The following is a 23734-nucleotide window of genomic DNA, read 5'->3' as shown; positions in this document are numbered from 1 at the left end:
GTTTATAGGTATTTGTCGAAGCGGTCGGGGTAGGCCACGGCCATTTGATTGATGGCTTGTTTCCAGCCGGAAACCCGGGCTCCTTCCATAAGCCTGCCGGCTGTTCTTGAGACTCGTTTGCCCTGCTTCGCCCTCTTTGCAGCTCGTTTGTCTTCAATATTGCAGATCATCAACCACAGTGTTTTAAGCGCTGATTCATCGTTGGTGAACTGCACCCTGTTGCGAGTAGCTTTACGCAGCTCGTTGTTAAACGACTCAATGGAATTCGTCGTATAGATAACCTTTCTGGCCGCTGGCGGGAACTGCAGAAACGGGACAAACCGGCCCCACGCGTCCTGCCAGACCTTGACTGAGCGGGGATACTTTTCTCCCAATTCAGAGGCTTCAAATTCGTCCAAAGCAGCACGGGCTGTGGGTTCATCCGCAGCGGTGTAAATCTTTTTTAACGCCGCCGATACACCCCGACGATCCCCGTAGGCTACCCACCGGTTCGCGGCACGAATCAGGTGCACGATACAGGTTTGCACCATCGAGTTCGGCCACGTTGCCTCGACTGCTTCAGGCAGGCCTTTCAGCCCGTCACAGCAGACAATAAAGACGTCTTTGACCCCACGATTAGCCAGGTTAGAGCACACCTGCGCCCAGAAGGAAGCGCCTTCTTCCTTGGCGATCCACAATCCTAAAATGTGCTTGATGCCGTCGAGGTCCACGCCGATTGCCATGTACGCGGACTTGTTGACAACCCGGCCGCCGTCGCGGACTTTAATACGCAGCGCGTCCAGGAACACCACGGGGTAGAACTCGTCTAGCTGGCGGTTTTGCCASACCATGACTTCATCCAAGACGGCGTCAGTAACTGCAGAAATCGTCTCATGGGAAATATCAACCCGCATCGCAGTTGCCATGTGGTGCTGGATATCCCTAATGGTCATCCCGCCGGCATACAAGCTGATGATCATGTCATCGACATCGGTCAAACGCCTCGAGCCTTTAGGGACCATAGTCGGCAAGAATGTTCCAGCCCGATCCCTAGGGATATCAACGGTAACTGGCCCGTAGTTAGAATCCACGGTTTTTGGGTAGGTTCCGTTGCGGTGATTGTCTGTCTCAGCTGCAGCTTTAGCTGCTCTATCGCCGGACTCGTAGCCAAGGTGAGCATCCATCTCAGCGTTTAATCCCCTAGTAATCGAGGCTTGTAGCATGCCCCGAACTAGGTCATTGGCATCCGTTGTCGATGTGCCTAGGTCATCAATGAGTTTCGCGATTTCAGGGTTAGCAAGCAGCTTCTTTTCAATCGCATCAATCTTGGCCTTATCAGCCGGATCTCGTCTCGTCACAGTAGTCATTCTGGTCCATCTCCTCATGCGGGTTAGGTTCCCACACACAAACCATCAGACACTCTCGATTCTGAGTTCTCGAGCCTTATCCAGCTTGCGAACAATCTGCTCGGGAGTGTGTTTACTGAACTTCTTCACCATTCATCCATTCTCCCCACCCACAGGAAGGGCATCAATGGACAACACTCAAGTCACCCGGACCTAAAAACCTAAGGCACTCCACTTCATTGCGGAGGTTGACGATAGGACACTTAACTTGCACTCGGTAGACAGCATAGGGTGTGATTTCTGGTGGAACGCTGCTTAAGGAAGTGGCTGGGGTAGCGCTGGCTGTTCCCTGCGCCCCGGAAAGGGCGATCATTAGGCTAATAGCGACTGCGGATAGCGAGCGAAAAGGTTTCTTCATGACGGCAAACTCCTTCGAGGACGGAATAGTTGAGCAGAAATTCGTTGAAGAGCTGCATTTGTACTGCTCTCAACCGGAACTTGAAAGGCTGATAAAGCGGTTTAAAAGTTCCTTCGCTCAAGAATTTCACGAATTGGATGACTTTTCTCCCGTTGCAGTGGAAACCGAAGAAGACGACTATAATCTAGCTATCGAAGCAGCAGGTAGGGGCGATTTTGAGGATCTTCGAGCTTACGTAATAAAGCAAGAGTTTGTTTTCCCTGTCCGAAAAAAGAACGAGGAAGATCTCGACAAAATCAGCAATAGGGTCTTCGGGATTGTTGGAGAAACTGTTGAGGATGTCCCCTATTTCAGCTTCCTTGACCTGGAAGGGGATCGGACCTAAGTAGCCCCAGCGATTCTCCGCGTTCTGAGACGCCTGCACCACGCCTGGGTGATGTGCTCGACGCTCAAGAGCGCATAGAGCGCCCCGGACGGGGCGGGCGCGCTGGCTGGCGTTAGCCGCGTTCAAAGTCAGCGATAACCAAGTCAGCCGCCGTCGCCGTCTGCGTCGACACCTGGCGCTGCCGCGCGTACGGCTGCGCCGCACGCTTGCCCCTGAATTTTTCGTGCCCGACAGCCCCGCCCTGTACGTGCTTTTTCCCGAGGCCACCACGGAATCTCGGCAGATTGCCCGGGAGGATAGCGATTACCTGACACAGCCAAAAGCCGCCGAAAACTCGGCGGCTTTTCTATGCTGACCACGCTCTACGAGCGCTAAGCGCTCTAGGATATGGTACATTTGCAACAAGTTGCCCAATGGGGTGCCCAGGTGGTCACCGTGGTGATTGACAGGAGGTGTCGGAGCGCTGACTATCGCGAAGATGGGTGCGCACTCCGTGGCCTATTATCAGTCCACGGTTGATGAGAATCGGGGGACGGATTCGTACTATTCCGAGGACGGAAAGCAGCCAGCTTCGGTGTGGCTTCGGGGCGAAAACATGGCTGAAGTTTCGGCATTTTTGGGCGCTGAAGATGGTGCGATCGTGCGGGGAAAACGGTTGAGGATTGGTTCAATAAGGCGGTCGCTCCGAGCGGTGCGGGGCTTGGAAATGCTCCGCGAAAGGATAGTGTTCCAGGTTTCGATCTGACGTTTTGCGCGCCGAAATCTGTCTCCTTGTTGTGGGGGATGGGCGCAGATTCTGCCGTGCGTGGCATCGTCGATGAAGCCCACCAGGCGGCAGTATCCCAGGCGCTGGATTACTTGTCGGAGCATGCCAGCTACACGCGAAAGCAAGTAAAAGAGCCGACGGGAAAGCGTCTTATTGTCGAAAAGTTGGCGGGTATTTCGGGCGTGAAATACGAGCACCGCACTTCACGTGCGGGCGACCCGCATGTGCATTCACACGTGTTGTTGGCGAATAAACAGCTATGCCGCGACGGTAAAGTGCGCACGCTCGATGGGGTGAGTTTGTACCACGAGGCGCGCGCGGCAGGCATGGTGTATCAAGCCACGGTGCGTGAAATCTTGAGCCAGAAACTCGGTGTGGAGTTCGGCGACGTGGGGCCTGTGCCGCCAGTTGAGCCTGCCTGCTTTGAAGGCTGTCATGTCGGATGTTGCCGCGGCCGCGCACTACCGTGCCTGCCAGACCTTCTTCGGGCACACCACGTATACGCGCAAGCGAGCCGCCGCGAGGAAAGCGGCCGCCGCCCAGGGACACCACCTGGATACGTTGCTGGTCCTGGATAGTGCCTTCCGCCGGGTGCGTAATAAGGGCGAGGCTTGGGCCATGCTCATCGAACTGTGCAACACCCCGGCACCACCAAACAGCTAAGACGCCTAGCCAACCAAAAGGTCCTAGAGCTTAACCGCCCGGCACCACCAGCCGAGGGCGTACGAGTCACCCGTCGCAAGGATGGACCGAGTACTTTTTCGGTCACCGGTGATCCGGAGTTGGTGGAAGACCTCTGGGCCTCAATTAAAACCATCCCGGATGTCGAGGCTTTGTTTTGCGGCGGGCTGAACAAGCAGCGGAAGGCCACCCACGTGGTGATCTCCCTTCCTGACTGGGTGAGAATCCTTGCCGGTGATGGGGATGAGATCACCCTGCAGCTGACCAACGGAACAACCATGACCGGGGCCGACTACGTCCGCCAATGTTTGTTGGACGCGGGCCTGGCCACGCTGGTGGACCCTAGGCGCGGCCCGGTCAACCAGTACCGCTACCAGCGCCACGCCTCACCGAAGCAGAAGGACATGGCCAAAGCCGAGACCACCACGTGTGCGTGGCCGAACTGTAGGAAACCAGCCGATGAGTGCCAGGTCCACCACATCCACCCCTGGGCCGACGGCGGTGAGACCAACCAGGAGAACCTGACACTACTGTGCGAGTTCCACAATTCATGGAACGACGACGACCCCGCCTACCCCAGGCACGGCAGGATAAACCGCCGCGATGGCAGGGTGACGTGGGACCCGCCCTGGAGCAGCGGCTGACGGCTGACGGCTGACGGCTGACACGGGGGCGGCGGGCATAAAACCCGCCGCGGGGCTGGCATAAAACCAACCGAGCTGTAAGGAAAGACCAGCCAATCCCACGACTGCCGGGCCACAAGCAAAGCCCAGCCAAAAGACGCGAAAAGGCGCCACGGACCACGTCCGTAGCGCCTACTCGGCGTGCCTTAAGTCCCTAGAACTTAACGCCGGCCTGCTTCAGGAGATCCTTGAGCGGGTTGAGAATAGCCGGGTTGATCTGGGCGATCATCACGGTGGCCTTAACGATGGCTGCCAGGAGCGCACCCACCACGGAGCCCCACGACATGACTTCCTTGAACATTGCGGTCTGCTCGACGCTGGAGCCGAACATGGTATCGGGCTCCTCGTCCTCGGAGCCGCCGTCACCCCCAGCGCGGTTTTCGGTAGCGGTCGAAGAGGCTGCCCAGATGTCCGTGGCCTCGTCGGCCATGGCGACTGGGGAGACGAGACCAAAAGTGACGGCGGCGGCAGCGACAAGGGTGGTGGTAAGGCGAGTACGGCGCATGGTGGAACTCCTTAAAAACAAGACGAGAGCAACGGTGCTAAATATCCTCAGATGAATTTACCAGGTTGTTTGGAGATGTCTACCCATGTGGTCGCAAAAGTGGTCCAGGGCACCCCGGCGCTGGGGATTGTCTGTCAAACTATAGGTATTGCGCGACGGGTGCCAACCGGCCCGCTAGAATAAACCGACATGACGCAAAACTTCGACCCCATCCGAGCATCCGACGTCCAGCTGGCCCAGTCCCGCATTTCGTCCGAGATTGCTCCCACACCCTTGTACTACTGCCCGCGTCTGTCGCAGATTACGGGCTACGAGGTCTACCTCAAGCGGGAAGACCAGCAAGACGTGCGCTCCTACAAGATTCGCGGGTCCTATTTTGCGATTTCCAACCTGTCGGAGGAGCAGCGCGCCGGCGGGGTAGTGGCGGCATCGGCGGGCAATCACGCCCAGGGCGTGGCCTATGCCTGCCGCACGATGGGCATCAAGGGCAAGATCTTCGTGCCCGGCCCCACTCCGAAGCAGAAGCGCGACCGCATCAAGGTTCACGGTGGCGACGCGGTCGAGCTGGTCGTCGTGGGCGCCAACTTCGACGAGGCGGCCGCCGCGGCCCGTGCCGACGCGGAAGCTCGCGGTGCGACCATGATCGAGCCATTCGATGCCCGCGACACGATCACCGGACAAGGTACCGTCGCCGCGGAGATCGTCTCGCAGCTGTCCGCCCAGGGTCGTAGCCTCGACGCGGTCGTCGTCCCGGTGGGCGGCGGTGGTCTGCTGGGTGGCATCGTCAGCTACTTGGCGGACATGTCCCCGCGTACCCAGGTCTACGGCATCGAGCCGGGGGGAGCGGCGTCGCTGACCGCGGCGCTGCGGGCGGGGGAGCCGGTCACCCTCGACGAGATTGATCCCTTCGTCGACGGCGCGGCCGTCGGGCGCATTGGTTCGCTGCCCTTCGAGATCGTCAGCCACAACCGCGAGCGGGTTAGCTGCGACACGGTCTCCGAGGGCGCGGTCTGCACTGAGCTGCTGGAGCTGTACCAGAACGAAGGCATCATCGCCGAGCCCGCCGGTGCCCTGTCCGTGGCCGGCCTCCAGCTTGTCGATGCCCCCGCCGGCTCCACCGTCGTCTGCATCATCTCGGGCGGCAACAACGACGTGCTGCGTTACGCCGAAATCATGGAACGCTCCCTGGTCCACCGCGGGCTCAAGCACTACTTCTTGGTCAACTTCCCGCAAGAGCCCGGGCAGCTGCGCGCGTTTTTGGAGGAGATCCTGGGCCCGCACGACGACATCACGCTGTTCGAGTACCTCAAGCGCAACAACCGGGAGACCGGGGCGGCGCTGGTGGGGCTGCAGCTTGGGGAGGCCGTCGGCCTGCCGGGGTTGCTGGCCCGGATGGAGGAGTCGCGGATTAAGTGCCAGCGCCTAGAGCCCGGCACCCCCGAGTACGAATTCCTGGTGTCTTAATGGAGCACTACCCTTTGCCCGCGGCCGGAAAGGTCACCGAGCACGAAGTAGAAATCAAGCGCTCGCGCTTCATCGCACTCGTTAAGCGAGCGCAAAATGAGAACGAGGCGCGCGATTTCATCGCCGACGTGCGCGAGCGCTTCCCGGACGCCCGCCACCACTGCAGCGCCTACGTCTACCACCAGAACGGGGCGCAGCCGGCGGAGCGGTCCTCCGACGACGGCGAGCCCTCCGGCACCGCAGGCAAACCGATGCTGGACGTGCTCAAGGGCAGCGGCATGCTGGACGTGTGCGCGGTGGTGGTGCGCTACTTCGGCGGCATCAAGCTGGGCGCCGGCGGGCTGGTGCACGCCTACGGCGGCACGCTCAGCGAGGCCGTCGCGCAAGTAGATCGCGTGACCCGCGCGCAGCGGGAGCTGTACACGATCGAGGTGGAGCACGCCGAGGCCGGCCGCCTCGAGGCGGAGCTGCGGGCCCGCGGCTACGACGTCCGCGACACCCAGTACGGCGCCGCGGTGACCTACACCTTGGCCTGCGAGCCCGGCGGCCGAGACGGGCTGGAAGCCGAGCTGGCGGCGCTGACGCAAGGGCGCGTGGCCCCGCGGGCAGACGGGCGAGCCTGGGTGGAGTTACCTGGTACGTGAGGTAGAATACCTACCCATGACCATGCAGCGACGTCCCAACAATCCGATTGAAGCGCGCAAGCAAGCAGTCCGCAAGCACTCCCGCAACGGCCTCATCTCCGTGGGCGCCGGGGTCGGCGGCGGCGTTCTGATGACAATCCTGTTCGGCAATCCGGGCTTTTGGCTAGTGCTCGGCTTGGTGGTGGCCGTCGTCGGTGGCGCCGCCAACTTCCTCAAGGTGCGCAAGATCATCAACCAGAACTACAACAACTACTAATTCATGGATAATCAGCCGGCTGGTAGGCCGGTTCGCATCGACGCGTGGGTCTGGGCGGTGCGCATGTTCAAAACCCGCTCCGCGGCCGCCGATGCCGTCAAGGCCGGCCATGTCAAAATCAACGGCGAGGCCGTCAAGCCCGCGCAGCAGGTCGTCCCCGGCGACCGCGTCCGCGTGTGGAAGGACCACCACGAATACGACCTCGAGGTGCTAGCCACCGTGCGTAAGCGCGTCGGGGCGCCGGTCGCGCGCACCTGCTACACCGACCACGCGCCGCCGCCCCCGCCGCGGCAGTTCCAGCCGTCGGTTCCCGTCCGCGCGAAGGGGGCGGGCCGGCCCACCAAGCGGGAGCGCCGCCAGATGGAGAAATTCCGCGGCGGATTCCGTTAGCCTAGCCGCGCAGCTGCTTTAAGCGCCCCCGCAGGCGCTTGGCGCGATCGGCGCGGTTGCCGGTGTGCGCGGTGGCATCGATGTGCGCCTGCCCGAAGCGGTTGAGTAGGAGATCGTCGACCAGCCGGATATGGCCGGGGCGGAAGCGATACTGGAATGCCTCCTGCAGGGAGGCGATGTCCTCGTCGTTGAGCAGTTCCTGGAGCTGGCGCACGGTGGTCACCCCGTTGAGTTCGAGTAGCTCCGCCAGCCAGCGGTAGTGATCCGAGCGCGACCGCGGGAAGCGCGAGCCCAGCAGCATGGTGAGAATACCCGGCAGCGTCTCCGCGGTGACCACGACGTCCTCGGTGGTCTCGGTGCGCGGGCTCTTGAGGGCGGCGATCTCGTCGAATTGCTGATCGGCGAGCTCGATCAGCCCGGCCGCCAGCGTAAACAGACGGTCCACCTGCGGCGACGGCGGGTTCGGGCCCTGCTTGTAGCGGATGTCGTGCTCGAACTCGGCCCAGGCGTGCTGCAGGACGGTGCGCACCTGCACCTCGAAGGTTAAGCCGCGGTAGGCGGCCAGCTCCTCGATGGCGTCGGTCACCCGCAGCACCAGGTGGTGCGAGCCGTAGCCGAAGCCGCCCGAAATCCGCGTCTGCGCCGCCTTATCGACCGAGCGCAGGACCTCGAAGGATTCGCTCAACACGTCGATGGCCTGCGGGATGGCGGTGGAGTGGAAGACCGTCGCGCGAACGCCGACCAGATCGTGGATATCCTCCCACGGGTGCGGGTAGACCGGCTGGCCGTCGGCGTTGCGCTTTTTCGCCTTCGCCTTGAACGAGGACCAGCTCTTCACGCGGGCGGAGACGTGATCGAAGATAACGCCGGCATCGTTGAGCAATTCTTCGATGGCGGCATGGAAGTCTGCGGCGGCGTGAGGGTGCTGCCGGTTCCAGTCGTGGTAGCGGTTGCCCAAGCGGGCCACGGGGCGGCTCCTTTCTCTAAATGCTTAAAAGTCGAGGCAGTAGTCCTGCGGAAACCCCTGCACCAATAGTAACGGCACCGACGACAATTGCACCCGATGCCGCGGCCTCGTTTCCTGCGCCCGCCGCGCCCACGCCGTGGCCTCCTGGTGGCTTACCCCGGCCAGCGCAAGCACCGTGACCGGGTCGGGCACGAGGTAGACCAGGCGCTCGGCGGCCAGGATGTTGCGCAGGTGCTCGTCGAGGAGGAGGAAGGCGCGCGGGTGGGCCAGCCAGGAGCTAATGGGGTAGCGGGAGGTGGCCACCTGCACGCCATTGGGGCATCCGGGGCCGAGGACCGCGCTGGCCGGCCGCATCCAGAACTGCGTGCCGTACTCGGAGCGGGAGGCCTCCGCCAGGTTGATGGCGGCGAAGTCCCACGCGTGTTGGATGGATACGCCCAGCTTGTCCAAGCCGCGCTGGCTGACGTTGATGCCGCCGTCGGAGGTTTGGCACCGCAGGGTCATCGACCAGTTCTGCGACAGCGGCAGGGTGGCCACGGAGTCGCAGAAGCCGTCGTCGGACAGGCCGGTATTACTGGTCCAGCGCTGCCGGACCAAGCGGGGCAGGAGTCCGTCCAAGCTCAGCTCCGGGTGCGTGGCGGGATGGATGGCGGTGGTCACGACTACTCTCCTGACAGGTCGGCGGGAATCCCTGACGAGTAGTTAGACTGTGCCGCGGCCGCAGCGGTTCCCTAAAACGGCGGTTGGTGGCTCAACCCCACGGCATCGAGGAGCTCGTTGGCGCTCCAGAAGGTGATGTCCTGGCCCTTGTCGCGCAGCTCCTCGGCGCGCTTTTCCTTGGACGTCTTCTTCGCCCACGTGCCGACGACTAGCAGGGTGGTCTTCTTCGTGACGTTCTTGCCGATCACCCCGCCGCGCTCGGCGATGGCGGACCACAGCTGGCCCTTGTCGAAGGGCTCGAAGTCGCCGGTCAGCGTGACGTGTTGGCCGTAAAGCGGGCCCTGCGGGTCGGCGTCGGGGTTGGGCTCGGGGATGGTCTCCGGCGTGGCGACGGTCTTCCAGGGGGCGGGGCGGCGAGCCCCGGACTCGCGGGTCTGCGAGCGGAAATCCGTGCCCGCTCCCAGGTCGGCCGCCGACGTCGGCGCCACGTTGTCTTGGAGGACCGGCATGACCTGCTCGGCAGATAGCGCCCCCAGGCGGAAGCCGCACCCGTCGAAGAGGCCGGCGATGCCGCCAGTCAGCCCCAGCTTCTGCGCCAGGCCGGCGACGATGACCCCGGCGGCGCGGGCATCCGCGCAGGCGTCGTGGTGGCTAAAGGACTCCATCCCGCACGCCGCGGCGACGGTGGGCAGCTTGTGGTTGGCCACGTCGAGGACCCCGCGGGCGGAGCAGTGGCGCGCCAGCGCCAGGGAGCAGGCCAGCTGCCAGTCGGGGATGTCGCTGGAGGTGGCCTGCAGGGCGGCGTGGAGGGCGCTGGAGTCGAACTGGGCGTTGTGCGCGACGAAGACGTCGCCGCCTACAAAGTCCACCAGCTCGGCGGCGACGGTGGCAAAGGGGGCGGCATCGGCGACATCGGCGGCCGTGATGCCGTGGATGGAGATGTTGACGTCGTCGAAGTCGGGCCAGTTAGCCGGCGGTTGACACAGCCAGGTCCTAGATTCGGTCTCGCGGCCGTCGCGGAAGCGGACCGCACCCACCTGGCAGATAGACCCCCAATGCCAGTTGGCGGTTTCGACGTCGACGGCGGTGAAATCCAGCCCCGGCACGCCCGGGTCGTGCTCGCCGCTTTGGGCGGCGGCGATCAGCGCGCGGATGGCCTCGGCGTCCTGGTGCGGGTCGACGGGGATGGTTACGTCCGTGCCCTCCAACACCACCCAGCCCTGCGCGGTGGCGGTGGGCTCGTGCACGCTTAACCCGCTGATGTCGGCGAGCGGGACCGAGGTAGTGGCCGGCTTCCCCAGGCTCAGCGACAGTACGGAGTGGTGGATCTCCACGCTGGTAGCGGTGACATCGACGAGGGCGCCGTGGGCTTTAACCGACACTAAAATCAGGGCCTTTCCAAGCAGGAACTAATCGAGAACGGGCGGCTCCACCTGCTTGAGCAACAGCGTGGAGCGCGGTTGCACATCGATGGTACCCGCTGTCGGGATGAGGATTTCTTCGGTGGGGTACCCGCCGGGGTGTGCGGTGTCGACCACCAGTTTCCACTTCGCGCCGAGATCCTGGGTGGGCAGCGTGAACTCGATTTGCTCGTGGTGGGCGTTGAAAATCATCACGAAAGAGTCGTCGACGATCTTCTGGCCGCGGGCATCGGGCTCGCTGATCGCGTTGCCGTTCAGGTAGACCATCAGGGACTTACCGAAACCGTGGTCCCAGTCGTCCTGCGTCATCAGCTTGCCCGAGGGTACGAGCCAGGCGATGTCGCGGTCGCGCGCGTCGGTGCCCAGCGGGCCGCCGGCCAGGAAGCGGCGGCGCCGGAAGACCGGGTGGCGGTGGCGGATGCCAATCAGCCGCTTGGTGAAGCCGTAGAGCTCGGAGTTTTTCTCTTGCTCCAGCAGCGACCAGTCCATCCAAGCGATCTCATTGTCCTGGCAGTAGGCGTTGTTGTTGCCGGACTGGGTGCGGCCGAATTCGTCGCCGTGGCTAAGCATCGGGGTGCCCTGGCTCAGCAGCAGCGTGGCCAGGAAGTTACGCTGCTGGCGGCGGCGCAGGCGCTGGATGTCCGGGTCGTCGGTGGGGCCTTCGGCGCCGTGGTTCCAGGAGCGGTTGAAGGACTCGCCGTCCTGGTTGTCCTCACCGTTGGCCTCGTTGTGCTTGTCGTTGTAGGCAACTAGGTCGGCGAGGGTGAAGCCGTCATGGGCGGTGATGAAGTTGATGGAGGCGGTCGGGCGACGGTCGTTGTTGCCGTAGAGATCGGAAGAACCGGTCAGCCGGGAGGCGAATTCGCCGAGGGTGGCCGGCTCGCCGCGCCAGAAGTCGCGGACGGTGTCACGGTACTTGCCGTTCCACTCGCTCCAGATCGGCGGGAAGTTGCCCACCTGGTAGCCGTCGTGGCCGACGTCCCAGGGCTCGGCGATGAGCTTGACTTGGCTGACCACCGGATCCTGCTGCACCAGGTCGAAGAAGGTGGCCAGCTTGTCGACGTCGTTGAGCTCGCGCGCGAGCGTGGCCGCCAAGTCGAAGCGGAAGCCGTCGACGCGCATCTCGGTGACCCAGTAGCGCAGCGAGTCCATGATCATCTGCAGCGAGGACGGGTGGCGCACGTTAAGCGAGTTCCCGGTGCCGGTGTAGTCCATGTAGTACTCGGGGTTGTCATCGTGCAGGCGGTAGTAGGCCTGGTTATCGATGCCCCTAAACGCAATGGTCGGGCCCATATGGTTGCCCTCGGCGGTGTGGTTGTAGACCACGTCCAAAATGACCTCGATGCCGGCGGCGTGGAAGGCCCGCACCATCGTCTTGAACTCGGCCACGGCCTCGCCGGGCTTGCGGGCGAAGGCATAGTCCTGGTGCGGCGCGAAGAAGCCGAAGGTGTTGTAGCCCCAGTAGTTGCGCAGGCCCAGCTCGCGCAGGCGGTCGTCCTGGAGGAACTGGTGGACGGGCATGAGTTCCACGGCGGTCACGCCGAGGTCGCGCAGGTAGTCGGTCACCGCCGGGTGGGCCATGCCGGCGTAGGTGCCGCGCAGGTGCTCCGGGACGCCGGGGTGCTGCATGGTCATGCCCTTGACGTGGGTCTCGTAGATGACCGTTTCGTTTTCGGGGGTGTGCGGGCGGCGGTCCCCGCGCCAGTCGAAGAAGGGGTTAATGACCACCGAGTACATGGTGTGGCCGAGCGAGTCGGAGGTGTTGCGTCCGGTGCCGGGCTCCTCGGCGTGGATGTCGTAGGAATACAGCGCGGCGTCCCGGTCGAATTCCCCGGTGAAGGCGCGGGCGTACGGGTCCACCAACAGCTTGGAGGGATCACAGCGCAGGCCGGCCTCGGGGTCGTAGGGGCCGTGGACGCGGTAGCCGTAGCGCTGGCCGGGCGAGACATACGGCAGGTAGCAGTGCCAGACGTGGGCGCTGACCTCGGTGAGTTCGATGTGCTCTTCCTGGCCGGCGGCATCGATAAGGCAAAGCTCTACCTTGTCGGCTACCTCGGAAAAGAGGGCGAAGTTGGTACCGGAACCGTCGAAAGTGGAGCCCAGCGGCGAAGGGGAGCCGGGCCAAACTTGGGTGATCTGAGGGCGGTGAGTTGCGCTCATGGCTGCTTAGCTTAATGCCAACCGGGCGCTTTCACCTGTCAAGCGAATCGATGCCCGCCAGCACGATGTCCACCGCCCGCGCGAGCTCGGCAGCCCCGGCCTGGAGATCTGCGCCGTCCTCGGCGTCCTCGTTACCGGTGGCCGCCTGGAATTGCAGCAGCGACTGTTCCAGGGTGGTAGAGCCCAGGACTAGGTGGACTAACGACTCGGCCCCGAGCTGGCGGGTGGCATCGTCAGCGCCGTGGCCGGCGGCGCCCAGCGCGGCCTTGAAGCGCGCCACGAGCTGCTCCCAGGCCAGCGAATGTGGCTGGGACAAAGCGGCGGAAACGACCTCGGCGCCGTCTCGGTGGGCCAGCAGGTTAGCACGCAGGCTCAGGCTGAGTTCGGCGGGGGAGGTGCCGGACAGGGGTGCCAGGATGGCATCGGAAAGCGCGGAAATCAGGCCCTGTTTGTTGGAAATATGCCAGTAAAGCGCGCCGGGGGCTACCCCCAAGGACCCCGCGACGCGCCGCATGGTGGTGTCTGCCAGTCCGTAGGTATCTAGCAGGTCAAGGGCGGCTTTGATGATGGTCTCGCGGGATAACTGCACGGTGCCCCAGTCTAGCGGGCCGGCGCTGCGCGGGCCAGAAGCCCCGCGTTCACAGGTTTCTATGACGAAACTGTAACTGTGCTGCCACACAAAGGTTGTTATGATATTCGACGTTAAGGGTGTACTGCCGCTGCGTTAGGGTAGCGCCCCCGAAAGCCTGTAGTCCCTCAATCGTCAGGAGAAACGTTGTCTCTTTTCACCCCGTCTAAGATGTCCGTTGCCGCGCTTGCGTTGGTCGTTCCACTGACCCTTACGGCTTGCGGTTCTGACGAGGAAGACTCCACCGAGGCTGCTCCGTCGACCGAGACCGCCACCAAGGAGGCACCGAGCTCTAAGGCCAAGGACGAGGATAAGGACAAGGACGCCGAGAAGTCCTCCGAGGCCAAGGATAAGGACAAGGACGCTGAGAAGTCCGCGCAGGGCAAGGAGCGCTCCGCCTCCCACCAGGACGGTGGCAACGCTGGCGGCGGCAACGCCGGCGGCGGCGACCAGGCCGCGGCGGCCGAGTCCCAGGTCGACCCGTTCGAGGGCGGCGACCCGCTACAGGGCCAGGCCGACATCGCCCCGGTCGAGGGCGGCCAGGCTGCAGACGGCGCCGTGTCCGATGAGATCAACGGCCTGGTCCGCGGCCTGTACGACCAGCAGGACATGCGTTCCTTCATGCGCTACATGCCGGATCATACCTGCCAGCGCGTGCTGGACGCGCAGCCGGAGCTGCGCAACGCCGATTACAGCCAGATCCCGCAGGTCTCCATGGACGAGGCCAGCAACGGCCAGTGGAAGAACACCTTCGTCCAGGACATCCGTGACATCCAGGTCAAGGACAACACCGCCTCCGCCACCGTGGAGGTAGCCACTCCGCAGGGCCCGGACACCACCACCATGCGCTTTGCCAACGAGGGCGGCAACTGGACCTTCTGTAAATAGTAACACCCGGCAGGGTAGCCTTGAAGGCTATGTTCAGCCGCTCGTTTACTCCACCCCGCAGCGTCGGTTTCGCTGCGGGGTTATTCGCTTGCGTACTCGTCTTCTTCGGTATCGCGGGCATCCTGTGGGGGCTGTGGCGCCCGCGCGTCGTCCTCGCGGAGCTGCCCGAAGGCGGCTTCGGTGTGGACTTGGGCTCGGCGCCGACGATGGCGATGCTCAGCTTCACCGTGATCACCGGGGTAGCCGGCACGGTCACCGGGGTGCTGACCTTCACTCGGGGCGCGCGTTTCCGCGGGTTAGGCACCTTGTTGTGGGTGGGCGTGTGCGCGCTGGCTGGGGCCGCGGCCTTCGTGGTCTTTTCCGGCCTGCTCGCGCCGACCGAGCTGCCCGCGATGGTTGACGGCGCCGAGTTCGTCCCGCCGTTCCCACTCGGGGTGGCCCTCTTAGCCGCGCCTTTCATGGCGATGTTCGGCTACTGGTCGGCGGCGTTTGTCAGCGGCGACGACGCCTGGGAGCCTGAGGAGGCACAGGAAGCCTCGGTCGCGGCCCCGGCTACGGCCGGCGACAACCACGCGGCCTAGTTGGGCCACTTGACGGGGGAGACGCCCACGACATCGCGGGCAATGGAGTCGAGCCCGTAGAGGATGTTGTGCAGCCCGATGCCGATGTGCTGGGTCAGCTGCGCGTCCGTGAGCCCCTCGGCCGTGACGACGGAATAGTCGATGTGGACGTCGACGGTGCTTTCGGCGTCTGGGTCTGTGTCGTCGTCCGCGTCCTCCCCGTCGGCCGTAGTCAGGTGGCAGAACGCGGACGATGCCTCCGTGGTGCGGTTCCAGTCGTTGCAGGTCAAAAACAGCTTGGAGAATTCCGCGGCCGGCAGCTGCGGCTCCCAGCGGCCGTTGATGACCACGGAGGGGCCGGAGTCGATAGCGAAGCTGACCAGGACCTCGTTGATCCAGGCTAGGACGGGGCCGTCCTCCAGGCCGTGCTGGTTGACTACCCCCATCTGGCGCAGGCGCTCCCGCAGCCGCGGGTAGCTCACGGGCGCCGGGCGCTCGCTGTCGTCTTCGGCTGACTCCGGAACCCAGCCGGCCCAGCTGGCGTGCGCGCTGCGGCCGGGCGCCTGGTCGACCTCGGGGAAATGATCGATGAAGAAGTCGAAGGCGGCGCCGGCGTTGGAGAGGGCCCGGATGAGGCAGGACTCCAGCTGCGCGGTGGTCAGGCCCTGGTGGCTGACAATCGCCCCGTGCCCGGAGAGGGTGAGGTTTTCTAGGCCGGTGTGCTCGAAGACCATGGTGGGGGTGAAGCAGTCGTGGTTCCACTCGTTGAGCGCCCGGGCGAGGGCATCGATGGCGGAAAAGGCAATGGGGCCGTCGAACTCCAGCCGGCAGTTGATGACCGCGGGGTTGTGCGGGTTGAGGGCAAAGGTCAGCCGGCAGTGCGGGCTATGGTGGTAGACCAGCTGGGGCTGCGGCCCGTCAGCCCAGCGCAGCGGCAGTCCAATCTCCTGGGCGCAGGAATAGACCCGCGGCAGATCGACCGGCGCCAACGAGTCCGGGTAACCGGGGCGGGGGGAGGTGGTCAACGCCTAACACCTGCTTTCTATTCGGCCTGTTCGGTGCCCGGGGCAGTGGCGCCGGCCGGGTGGGACGAAAAACGGTCGCGCTCCAAGTCTATCTGGTGATACAGGCCCGGCACTGCGAAATTGCTCCTAAGATGGTCTCTACTACCGTTTGGCCCTTTGAGGAGGCATAAGATTGCTCAATATCATGGATTTGCGGAATACCAAGCTGACGACGTCGGCGCTGCGGAAGGTTCTGCCCCGCGGCGGCGTCAACGTCGAATCGGTGGCCGGCACCGTCGCTCCCGTCGTCGAAGCGGTGAAGGTCGGCGGCGAGTCCTCCGCGCTGGACTACGGCGAGCGCTTCGACCATGTCCGCCCGGCGGCGGTCAAGGTCCCGGCCGCGGCTATCGATGCCGCCGTCGAGGTCTTAGAACCCCACGTTCGCGCCGCGATCGAGGAAGCCATCGCGCGCGTGCGCAAGGTCCATGTTGAGCAGGTTCCGCAGCCGCACACTACCCAGCTGGGCGAGGGCGCGACCGTCACCGAGGTTTTTGCCCCCATCGAGCGCGTGGGCCTCTACGTGCCGGGCGGGCAGGCGGTCTACCCGTCGTCCGTGGTGATGAACGTGGTCCCGGCGCAGGCCGCCGGGGTGGAATCCTTGGTGGTGGCCTCCCCGCCGCAGGCCGATCACGACGGCCTGCCGCACCCGACGGTGCTGGCTACCTGCGCCCTGCTGGGCGTTGACGAGGTCTGGGCCGTAGGCGGCGCCCAGGCGGTCGCGCTGATGGCCTACGGCGACGACGCGGCGGGCCTGGAGCCGGTCGACATGATTACCGGGCCGGGCAATATCTTCGTGGCCGCGGCGAAGCGCCAGGTCTCCTCGTTTGTTGGGGTGGATTCGGAAGCCGGCCCGACGGAGATCGCCGTGCTGGCCGACGACAGCGCGGATCCCGTCTTCGTGGCCTACGACCTGATTTCCCAGGCTGAGCACGATCCGATGGCCGCCAGCGTGCTGATCACCGACTCGGAGTTTCTGGCCCAGCGCGTCGACGAAGAGATCGAGGCGCGCTACACCGCCACCGCCAACGCCGAGCGCGCCGCCGAGGCCCTGCGTGGCAAGCAGTCCGGGATCATCCTGGTCGATGACATCAACGCCGGCATCCGCGTGGCCGACGCCTATGCGGCCGAGCACCTAGAGGTCCACACCCGCAACGCCCGCACCGTCGCGGAGCGCATCCGGCACGCCGGCGCGATCTTCGTCGGCGAGTTCTCGCCGGTCCCGCTGGGCGACTACGCGGCCGGCTCCAACCACGTGCTGCCCACCTCCGGCACCGCGCGGTACAGCGCCGGTCTGTCCACGCACACCTTCCTGCGACCGGTCAACCTCATCGACTACGACGAGACGGGCCTGAGCGAGGTGGCCAGCCACGTCATTGCCTTCGCCGACGCCGAGCACCTGCCCGCCCACGGGGAGGCCATCCGCGCCCGCACCGAACGTTAAACCGCCACCCGCCGCCCACACCGACCCTGTCAGAAAGGCTTGTCGTGTCCTTGTCCCTGGAAAACCTTCCCCTGCGCCCCGAGCTGCGCGGGCGCAGCGCCTACGGCGCCCCGCAGCTGACGGTGGCCAACCAACTCAACACCAACGAAAACCCGTACCCGCCCTCCGCGGAGCTGGTCGAGGAGCTGGTCAGCGAGGTCCGCCGGATCGCGCCGCAACTCAACCGCTACCCGGACCGCGACGCCGTCGAGCTGCGCGAGGCCCTAGCCGACTACGTCACCGAGCGCACCGGCGTCGAGGTCACGGCCGCGCAGGTCTGGGCGGCCAACGGATCCAACGAGGTCCTCCAGCAGCTGCTACAGGCCTTCGCCGGCCCCGGGCGCAGCGCGCTAGGGTTCACGCCGTCCTATTCCATGCACCCGGTGCTCTCCGCCGGCACCCAGACCGAATTCCTGGAGTGCCCGCGGGGCGCGGACTTTCGCATCGACATGGCGGCGGCCCGCCAGGCCATCGCCGAGCAACAGCCCGACGTTGTGTTCGTGACCACGCCGAACAACCCGACCGGCGACGTGACGGAACTCGGCGACATCGAGGAGCTGGTCAAGGCCGCGCCGGGCATCGTCATCGTGGACGAGGCCTACGCGGAATTCTCCGAGGGGCCTTCGGCCGTGCGCCTGTTGGCCGACTACCCGGAAAAGCTGGTCATCTCGCGCACGATGTCCAAGGCCTTCGACTTCGCCGGTGGCCGCTTGGGCTATTTCGTGGCCGATCCCGCCTTCGTAGAGGCGGTCATGCTGGTGCGCCTGCCGTACCACCTGTCCGCCCTGTCGCAGGCCGCGGCCCTGGTGGCGCTGCGCCACCGCGCGGCGACTCTGGAGACCGTCGCTCAGCTCGCGGCCGAGCGCGACCGCGTCGTGGCCGGCCTGCGGGAGCTGGGCTACCGGGTCGTCGACAGCCAGTCGAACTTCATCTTCTTCGGCGAATTCAGCGATCAGGCCGCCGCCTGGCAGGCCTTCCTCGACCGCGAGGTGCTCATCCGCGACGTCGGCCAGGCCGGCTTCCTGCGCGCGACCGTGGGCCTGCCGGGCGAAAACGACGCCTTCTTCGCCGCGGCCGCGCAGCTGACCGACTACCAGACCGACACTGAGAAAGGGCGCTCCTAATGAACCAGCCGGAACCGCGCCGCGGGAAAGTCACCCGCCGCACCAAGGAATCCGATATCACGGTGAGCATGAACATCGACGGCACCGGCCAGTCGAGTATTGATACCGGCCTGCCGTTTTTCGACCACATGCTCACCGCCGTAGCCACGCACGGCGGCTTCGACCTGGAGGTCAGCGCCCGCGGGGACATCGACGTCGACGCGCACCACACCGTCGAGGACACCGCCATCGTCTTCGGCCAGGCCTTCGCCGAGGCAGTAGGGGACAAGCGCGGCATCCGCCGCTTTGGCTCCCAGCTGCTGCCGATGGATGAGACCCTGGTCGAGGCCGTCGTCGATCTGTCCGGCCGCGCCTACTTCGTCATGCACGGGGAGCCGGAGCACCTCCAATGGCAAATTATTGGGGGCCACTACGCTACGGTTATCAATAGGCACTTTTTTGAAACCTTTGCCGCCCACAGTAAGACCACCCTGCACGTCAACGTCCGCTACGGCCGCGACCCCCACCACATCACGGAGGCCGAGTACAAGGCAGTCGCCCGGGCACTGCGCCAAGCGGTAGAATCCGATCCGCGCGTGGACGGCATACCATCGACGAAGGGAGCGCTGTAGCCGTATGTACATGATGGTCTGGATTCTTTTCCTGCTGGGTGGACTCCTTCTAGGCGGGGCCTGGACGGCCTACCAATCCGGCTCGCGTTTCTGGACCATCGTCGCCGCCGCACTCGGCGGGATTACGACCATTACCGCGTTGATTTGGATGATCGGGGAGATGCAATAGATGGCAGAAGCAGGCGCATCGCAGGGCAAGGTTAGCCTGTGGAAGGTCCCGGGTTTCGCGGAGACCATGGTCGCCGTGGCCGCTGCCTTCGGCGCGTGGTCGCTGCTGCTGCCCGTACTGCCCATGGCGGTGCTCGACTCCGGCGGGTCAAACACGCTCGCGGGCGGCTCGACGGGTGCGTTCATGGCCGCGACCGTTATCACCCAGATGCTTACGCCTTGGCTGCTCAGCCGCTTCGGCTACCGCCCGGTCATGGCCGTGTCCGCCGGCATGCTGGGCATCCCCGCCTTGGGCCACCTGCTAGGCATGGAGGTCTGGCAGGTGCTGCTGTTTTCCGCGCTGCGCGGTGTCGGCTTCGGCGCGTTGACGGTGGCGGAATCCGCCCTCATCGCGGAGCTGGTCCCGCTGCGCCTTCTGGGCAAGGCCACCGGCACGATGGGCCTGTTCATCGGCCTGTCGCAGATGATCTTTTTGCCGGTGGGCCTGGCGATGGCCGAAAACATCAGCTTCGCCTCGACCTATTACACGGCCGCGGCCATCGCCTGCCTGGCGGTGGTCATGTGCCTGCGCCTGCCGAGCGTGCACCCGCGCAGCGGCGGGGAGTCCGAATCCGCCGAGGCGCCTCGGGCCTCCACCTGGAAGCTGGTTATCGTGCCGGCCTTGGCGCTGACCACCCTGTCGATGAGCTACGGCGTGGTCTCTTCCTTCCTACCGGCCTCGGTCCGCGAGATCGACCCGGAAACCGGCGCGGTGCTGGGCGGGCTGATGCTGTCCATCGTGGGCGGATCGGTGATGGTCTCGCGCCTGTTCGCGGGCGTGGTCGCCGACCGCCTGGGCGAGCCCGGCCACCTGTACATCCCCGCCCAGGTCATCGGCGGCGTGGGCATGCTGCTGATAGCGGCCGCCATGATTAACGGCTGGTCCGTGTGGTGGATGGTGCTGGCCTCGGTCTTTTTCGGCATCGCCTTCGGTATCGCGCAAAACGAGGCGCTGCTGTCGATGTTCAACCGCCTGCCGCGCTCGAAGATCTCGCAGGCCTCGGCGGTGTGGAACATCTTCTACGACGCCGGCACGGGCCTCGGCTCGGTCGTGCTTGCGGCCCTGGTCACCGGCTACGGCTACGCGGGCGCGTACGGGGCCGGCGGCGTCATCATCCTGGCCGGCATCCTGATGACCGGCCTGGATACCATCCTGGGCCGCCACCGCGTGGCCGAATTCGACAACATCCGCACGCGCTTGCGCCGCCTGCGGAGGGGGCCAGCCCAGAACCAACGCCGGACCGTGGCCCGGACCGAAGAACTGAAGAAGAACAAACTCGATAACGTCAACAACGTCAACAAGGAGCTGGACTAGTGGCGGAGAAGAAAGTAGCCCTGCTGGACTACGGGGCTGGAAACCTCCGGTCGGCCCAGCGGGCACTGGAAGTAGCCGGGGCGCGGGTCTCGGTCACCGCGGATCCGAAGGTGGCCACGGAGGCCGACGGCCTTGTCGTGCCCGGCGTGGGCGCCTTCGCCGCCTGCATGGAGGGGCTGCGCGCCATCCAGGGCCCGCGGATCATCGGCCAGCGCCTGGCCGGATCCCGGCCGGTGCTGGGCATCTGCGTCGGCATGCAGGTGCTCTTCGACGGCGGCAACGAGCACGGCATCGAAACCGCCGGCTGCGGCGAGTGGCCCGGCCTGGTCACGCGCTTGCAAGCCGACGTGCTGCCGCACATGGGGTGGAACACGGTGGAGCGGGACAGCGACGGCGCCATGTTCGCCGGCATCGACCCGGAGGAGCGCTTTTATTTCGTGCATTCCTACGGCGCGCGGACCTGGGAGCTGGAAACCGAAATCACCACCCCGCCGTCGGTGGCGTGGGCCAACCACGGCGGCGATCGCTTCGTCGCCGCGGTAGAAAACGGCGCCCTGTGGGCCACGCAATTCCACCCGGAGAAATCGGGGGCCACCGGGCTGAAGCTTTTGTCCAACTGGATGGGCACCCTGTAGGTAGGATATAGACGATGACTCAGCACACAGATTCCTTCGTTCTCCTGCCCGCCGTCGACGTCGTGGGCGGCAAGGCAGTGCGCCTCGAGCAGGGCAAGGCCGGCACCGAAAAGTCTTATGGGGAACCGCTCGCGGCCGCCCTGCAGTGGCAGGAGCAAGGCGCGCAGTGGCTCCACTTCGTCGACTTGGACGCCGCCTTCAACCGCGGTTCCAACCACGAGATGATGGCCGAGGTCGTCGGTAAGCTCGACATCCCGGTGGAGCTGACCGGCGGAATCCGCCACGACGCCGGGTTAGAGCGCGCCCTGGCCACCGGCGCGCGCCGGCTGAACATCGGCACGGCTGCGCTCGAAGACCCGGAGTGGATCGCCCGCGTCATCGATAAATACGGCGACAAGATCGCCGTCGATCTGGCGGTCCGGGAAGAAGCCGGCGAGTGGCGCACCCGCGGCAACGGCTGGGAGTCCGACGGCGGGGACCTCTGGGAGGTCCTCGAGCGCCTCGATGCCGCCGGCTGCCAGCGCTTCGTGGTCACCGACGTCACCAAGGACGGCACCTTGACCGGCCCCAACCTGGAGCTACTCCAGGACGTGACCATGGCTACCGATGCCGCGGTGACGGCCTCCGGCGGCATCTCCACCTTGGACGACCTCACGGAGCTGGCCACCTTCCGCAACCGTGGCATCGACTCCGCGATCATCGGCAAGGCCCTCTACGAGGGGCGCTTCCGCCTGGACGAGGCCCTCCAGGCCGTGGCCCAGGTAGACCCGCTGCCGGCCGAGACCCCCATCGACCTTATTGATTCCTCGGAAGACAGAGGATAGACCGCCCCACAGACCACCCCACCGCAGGATAAAACCGACCGAGGATGAGTGAGCACGCCATGACATCGCCGCTGGAATTGCTGGCCTTCGCCGAGGCCATCGTGGATGAGACCACCGACCGTTTCCGCACCGGGCTGGGCGCGAAGCCCGCCCAGTTCAAGGGCCAGGGCGATTTCGCCACCGAGGTCGACATCGCCATCGAGACCAACCTGCGCCGGCGCCTGACCCAGCTCACCGGCATCCCGGTCTACGGGGAAGAATCCGGCGGCAAGCTGGCCGAAACCGTCTGGGTGGTCGACCCCATCGACGGCACCGCCAACTACTCGGCCGGCAGCCCGCTGTGCGGCACCCTGGTGGCGCTCGTCCAGGATCACCAGCCCGTTGTGGCCGTGGCGGATTTCCCGCTTTTGGGGCGCCGGCTGGCGGCAGCTGACGGCGCGCCGCTGCGCTCGGCCGGGGGACCGCCGAGCGGCTTCGGCGGCGGGGAGGACGCGTTGGGCTTCGACGAGGCCCGTGGCCACGTCGGCTGCTCCTCGCACCTGCAGACGCCCATCTTCAACGATCTCAAGCGCAAGGGCCTGCGCCCGCGAATTACCGGATCCGTGGGGCTGGACAGCGCCTTCGTGGCCCAGGGAGTCTTCGACGGCGCGGTGAATTTCTCCCCGCACGCCTGGGACAACGCCGCGGGGGCGCTCTTCGTGCGCTCCGCCGGGGGCCTGGTTACCGATCCTTACGGAAAGGAGTGGTCCGTGCACTCGGCCGGCATGGTGGTCGGCACCCCGCAGGTGCACGCGACCATCCTGGATTCCATCCGCGCAAACAGGGCCGACAACTAAAACAGCAGTTATCCGGCCAGTTCCTGTGCTGGCCCAGATTTTTTAAAAAAAGGAGTGTGCTCCCCGTGAGCTTGTCCGTGCGGGTCATTCCCTGCCTCGACGTCGATAACGGCCGCGTGGTCAAGGGCATCAACTTTGCAAACCTTCGCGACGCCGGCGACCCGGTGGAGCTGGCCGCCCGCTACGACCAGCTCGGCGCCGACGAGCTTACCTTCCTAGACGTTAGCGCCTCGAAGGAGGGCCGCGGCACGCTCATCGACGTCGTGCGTCGCACGGCCGAGCAGGTTTTTATCCCGCTGACCGTGGGCGGCGGAGTACGTAGCGCCGACGACGTGCGCGCCCTCCTGCGCGCCGGCGCGGACAAGGTCTCCGTCAACACCGCGGCCATCGCCCGGCCCGAGCTGCTGCGGGAGCTGGCGGAGATCTTCGGCTCCCAGTGCATCGTGCTCTCGCTGGACGCGCGCCGGACCGCGCAGCGGGAGGACTGGGCCCCGTCGGGCTTCGAGGTCACCACGCACGGCGGCACCCGCTCCGCCGGCCTCGACGCCCTGGAGTGGGCCCGGACTGCCGCCGACTTGGGCGTAGGCGAGATCCTGCTTAACTCCATGGACAGCGACGGCACTGAAGGCGGTTTCGATACCGAGCTCATCGCCGCCGTGCGCGCCGCCGTGAACGTGCCGGTCATTGCCTCGGGCGGGGCGGGCGCGCCGGAAGACTTCCCGCCGGCGGTCGCCGCGGGCGCGGACGCGGTCTTGGCCGCCTCCATCTTCCACTTCGCCAAGACCACGATCGGCGAGGTTAAAGACGCCCTGTCTCACGCCGGTTATCCGATCCGGC

The 23734-nt window shown here is 65.2% G+C and carries 25 protein-coding genes and 2 pseudogenes; 19 read left to right on the top strand and 8 right to left on the bottom strand.

What is annotated here, in order from left to right:
• Positions 1-2: 2 nt before the first annotated feature.
• Complete coding sequence (locus CCONF_RS07770; RefSeq protein ID WP_290222401.1) at positions 3-1346, bottom strand: IS256 family transposase; 1344 nt, start codon at positions 1344-1346, stop codon at positions 3-5.
• A 272-nt stretch (positions 1347-1618) separates the two neighbouring features.
• Here CCONF_RS07770 and CCONF_RS07765 point away from each other — a divergent pair, with 272 nt between their 5' ends.
• The 4 genes and pseudogenes from CCONF_RS07765 to CCONF_RS07750 all read left to right on the top strand — a co-directional run bounded on the left by CCONF_RS07765 (position 1619) and on the right by CCONF_RS07750 (position 4219).
• Complete coding sequence (locus CCONF_RS07765; protein ID WP_290222397.1) at positions 1619-2128, top strand: hypothetical protein; 510 nt, start codon at positions 1619-1621, stop codon at positions 2126-2128.
• Positions 2129-2833: 705 nt separating this feature from the next.
• Positions 2834-3226: pseudogene (mobF, locus tag CCONF_RS07760) on the top strand (MobF family relaxase); the annotation flags it as partial.
• Between the two features lie 103 nt (positions 3227-3329).
• Positions 3330-3557 (top strand): hypothetical protein, encoded by a 228-nt coding sequence (locus CCONF_RS07755; protein WP_290222394.1) that lies wholly within the window; start codon positions 3330-3332, stop codon positions 3555-3557.
• Entirely contained in the window at positions 3527-4219 is a 693-nt protein-coding gene (locus tag CCONF_RS07750; protein ID WP_290222393.1) for an HNH endonuclease signature motif containing protein, read from the top strand. Before CCONF_RS07755 ends, CCONF_RS07750 begins: the two co-directional genes overlap by 31 nt.
• Positions 4220-4412: 193 nt before the next feature.
• Here the strand turns inward: CCONF_RS07750 and CCONF_RS07745 are convergent, their stop codons facing one another.
• Entirely contained in the window at positions 4413-4763 is a 351-nt protein-coding gene (locus CCONF_RS07745) for a hypothetical protein (RefSeq protein ID WP_290222391.1), read from the bottom strand.
• Positions 4764-4952: 189 nt separating this feature from the next.
• Between CCONF_RS07745 and ilvA the strand changes: the two genes are divergently transcribed.
• The 4 genes from ilvA to CCONF_RS07725 are packed head-to-tail and all read left to right on the top strand — an operon-like array spanning position 4953 to position 7517.
• Entirely contained in the window at positions 4953-6227 is a 1275-nt protein-coding gene (ilvA, locus tag CCONF_RS07740; RefSeq protein WP_290222389.1) for a threonine ammonia-lyase IlvA, read from the top strand.
• A complete protein-coding gene (locus CCONF_RS07735) occupies positions 6227-6871 on the top strand; it encodes a YigZ family protein (protein WP_290222386.1) in 645 nt (214 codons plus the stop codon). The genes ilvA and CCONF_RS07735 overlap by 1 nt, the downstream gene beginning before the upstream one ends.
• 16 nt (positions 6872-6887) lie before the next feature.
• Positions 6888-7127, top strand: a complete 240-nt coding sequence (locus CCONF_RS07730; RefSeq protein ID WP_070769540.1) for a hypothetical protein — start codon at positions 6888-6890, stop codon at positions 7125-7127.
• Between the two features lie 3 nt (positions 7128-7130).
• The gene (locus CCONF_RS07725; RefSeq protein WP_290222382.1) at positions 7131-7517 is read left to right on the top strand and encodes an RNA-binding S4 domain-containing protein; all 387 of its coding nucleotides are present in this window, start codon (positions 7131-7133) and stop codon (positions 7515-7517) included.
• Position 7518: 1 nt separating this feature from the next.
• Here the strand turns inward: CCONF_RS07725 and CCONF_RS07720 are convergent, their stop codons facing one another.
• The 5 genes from CCONF_RS07720 to CCONF_RS07700 form a co-directional block, all read right to left on the bottom strand.
• Complete coding sequence (locus CCONF_RS07720) at positions 7519-8484, bottom strand: GTP pyrophosphokinase (protein ID WP_290222381.1); 966 nt, start codon at positions 8482-8484, stop codon at positions 7519-7521.
• A gap of 24 nt (positions 8485-8508) precedes the next feature.
• The gene (locus CCONF_RS07715) at positions 8509-9144 is read right to left on the bottom strand and encodes a hypothetical protein (RefSeq protein WP_290222379.1); all 636 of its coding nucleotides are present in this window, start codon (positions 9142-9144) and stop codon (positions 8509-8511) included.
• A 71-nt stretch (positions 9145-9215) separates the two neighbouring features.
• Positions 9216-10526, bottom strand: a complete 1311-nt coding sequence (locus tag CCONF_RS07710; RefSeq protein WP_290222377.1) for a 3'-5' exonuclease — start codon at positions 10524-10526, stop codon at positions 9216-9218.
• 27 nt (positions 10527-10553) lie between these two features.
• Positions 10554-12725 (bottom strand): glycogen debranching protein GlgX, encoded by a 2172-nt coding sequence (gene glgX, locus CCONF_RS07705; protein WP_290222376.1) that lies wholly within the window; start codon positions 12723-12725, stop codon positions 10554-10556.
• Between the two features lie 31 nt (positions 12726-12756).
• Positions 12757-13314, bottom strand: coding sequence for a TetR family transcriptional regulator (locus CCONF_RS07700; protein ID WP_290222373.1), 558 nt, complete (start codon positions 13312-13314; stop codon positions 12757-12759).
• Between the two features lie 210 nt (positions 13315-13524).
• On the opposite strand from CCONF_RS07700, the gene CCONF_RS07695 reads away from it, so the two are divergent.
• Positions 13525-14241 (top strand): hypothetical protein, encoded by a 717-nt coding sequence (locus CCONF_RS07695; protein ID WP_290222371.1) that lies wholly within the window; start codon positions 13525-13527, stop codon positions 14239-14241.
• A gap of 29 nt (positions 14242-14270) precedes the next feature.
• A complete protein-coding gene (locus CCONF_RS07690) occupies positions 14271-14822 on the top strand; it encodes a hypothetical protein (protein WP_290222370.1) in 552 nt (183 codons plus the stop codon).
• Here CCONF_RS07690 and CCONF_RS07685 read toward each other — a convergent pair.
• On the bottom strand, positions 14819-15826 hold the full coding sequence (locus CCONF_RS07685; RefSeq protein ID WP_290222368.1) for a type III secretion system chaperone family protein: 1008 nt from the start codon (positions 15824-15826) through the stop codon (positions 14819-14821). The genes CCONF_RS07690 and CCONF_RS07685 overlap by 4 nt on opposite strands.
• A 172-nt stretch (positions 15827-15998) precedes the next feature.
• Between CCONF_RS07685 and hisD the strand changes: the two genes are divergently transcribed.
• The 9 genes and pseudogenes from hisD to hisF form a co-directional block, all read left to right on the top strand.
• Positions 15999-17306, top strand: coding sequence for a histidinol dehydrogenase (gene hisD / locus CCONF_RS07680; protein WP_290222366.1), 1308 nt, complete (start codon positions 15999-16001; stop codon positions 17304-17306).
• A 44-nt stretch (positions 17307-17350) separates the two neighbouring features.
• Positions 17351-18469, top strand: coding sequence for a histidinol-phosphate transaminase (locus tag CCONF_RS07675; protein WP_435384067.1), 1119 nt, complete (start codon positions 17351-17353; stop codon positions 18467-18469).
• Positions 18469-19080, top strand: a complete 612-nt coding sequence (gene hisB / locus CCONF_RS07670) for an imidazoleglycerol-phosphate dehydratase HisB (RefSeq protein WP_290222364.1) — start codon at positions 18469-18471, stop codon at positions 19078-19080. The genes CCONF_RS07675 and hisB overlap by 1 nt, the downstream gene beginning before the upstream one ends.
• A gap of 10 nt (positions 19081-19090) precedes the next feature.
• Positions 19091-19249, top strand: coding sequence for a hypothetical protein (locus tag CCONF_RS07665; protein ID WP_168166971.1), 159 nt, complete (start codon positions 19091-19093; stop codon positions 19247-19249).
• Complete coding sequence (locus CCONF_RS07660) at positions 19250-20602, top strand: MFS transporter (protein ID WP_290222361.1); 1353 nt, start codon at positions 19250-19252, stop codon at positions 20600-20602.
• On the top strand, positions 20602-21237 hold the full coding sequence (gene hisH / locus CCONF_RS07655; protein WP_290222359.1) for an imidazole glycerol phosphate synthase subunit HisH: 636 nt from the start codon (positions 20602-20604) through the stop codon (positions 21235-21237). The genes CCONF_RS07660 and hisH overlap by 1 nt, the downstream gene beginning before the upstream one ends.
• Before the next feature lie 14 nt (positions 21238-21251).
• Positions 21252-22061, top strand: coding sequence for a bifunctional 1-(5-phosphoribosyl)-5-((5-phosphoribosylamino)methylideneamino)imidazole-4-carboxamide isomerase/phosphoribosylanthranilate isomerase PriA (gene priA / locus CCONF_RS07650; RefSeq protein WP_290222356.1), 810 nt, complete (start codon positions 21252-21254; stop codon positions 22059-22061).
• Between the two features lie 59 nt (positions 22062-22120).
• On the top strand, positions 22121-22897 hold the full coding sequence (locus CCONF_RS07645) for an inositol monophosphatase family protein (RefSeq protein ID WP_290226346.1): 777 nt from the start codon (positions 22121-22123) through the stop codon (positions 22895-22897).
• A 65-nt stretch (positions 22898-22962) separates the two neighbouring features.
• Positions 22963-23733 (top strand): annotated as a pseudogene (gene hisF, locus CCONF_RS07640) (imidazole glycerol phosphate synthase subunit HisF); the annotation flags it as partial.
• Between the last annotated feature and the right edge of the window lies 1 nt (position 23734).

It is taken from the genome of Corynebacterium confusum (genome assembly GCF_030408715.1).
In the GTDB taxonomy this organism is placed as follows: domain Bacteria; phylum Actinomycetota; class Actinomycetes; order Mycobacteriales; family Mycobacteriaceae; genus Corynebacterium; species Corynebacterium confusum.
Note: the sequence above shows the minus strand (reverse complement) of the source record. Positions and strands in the feature narration are given on the sequence as shown.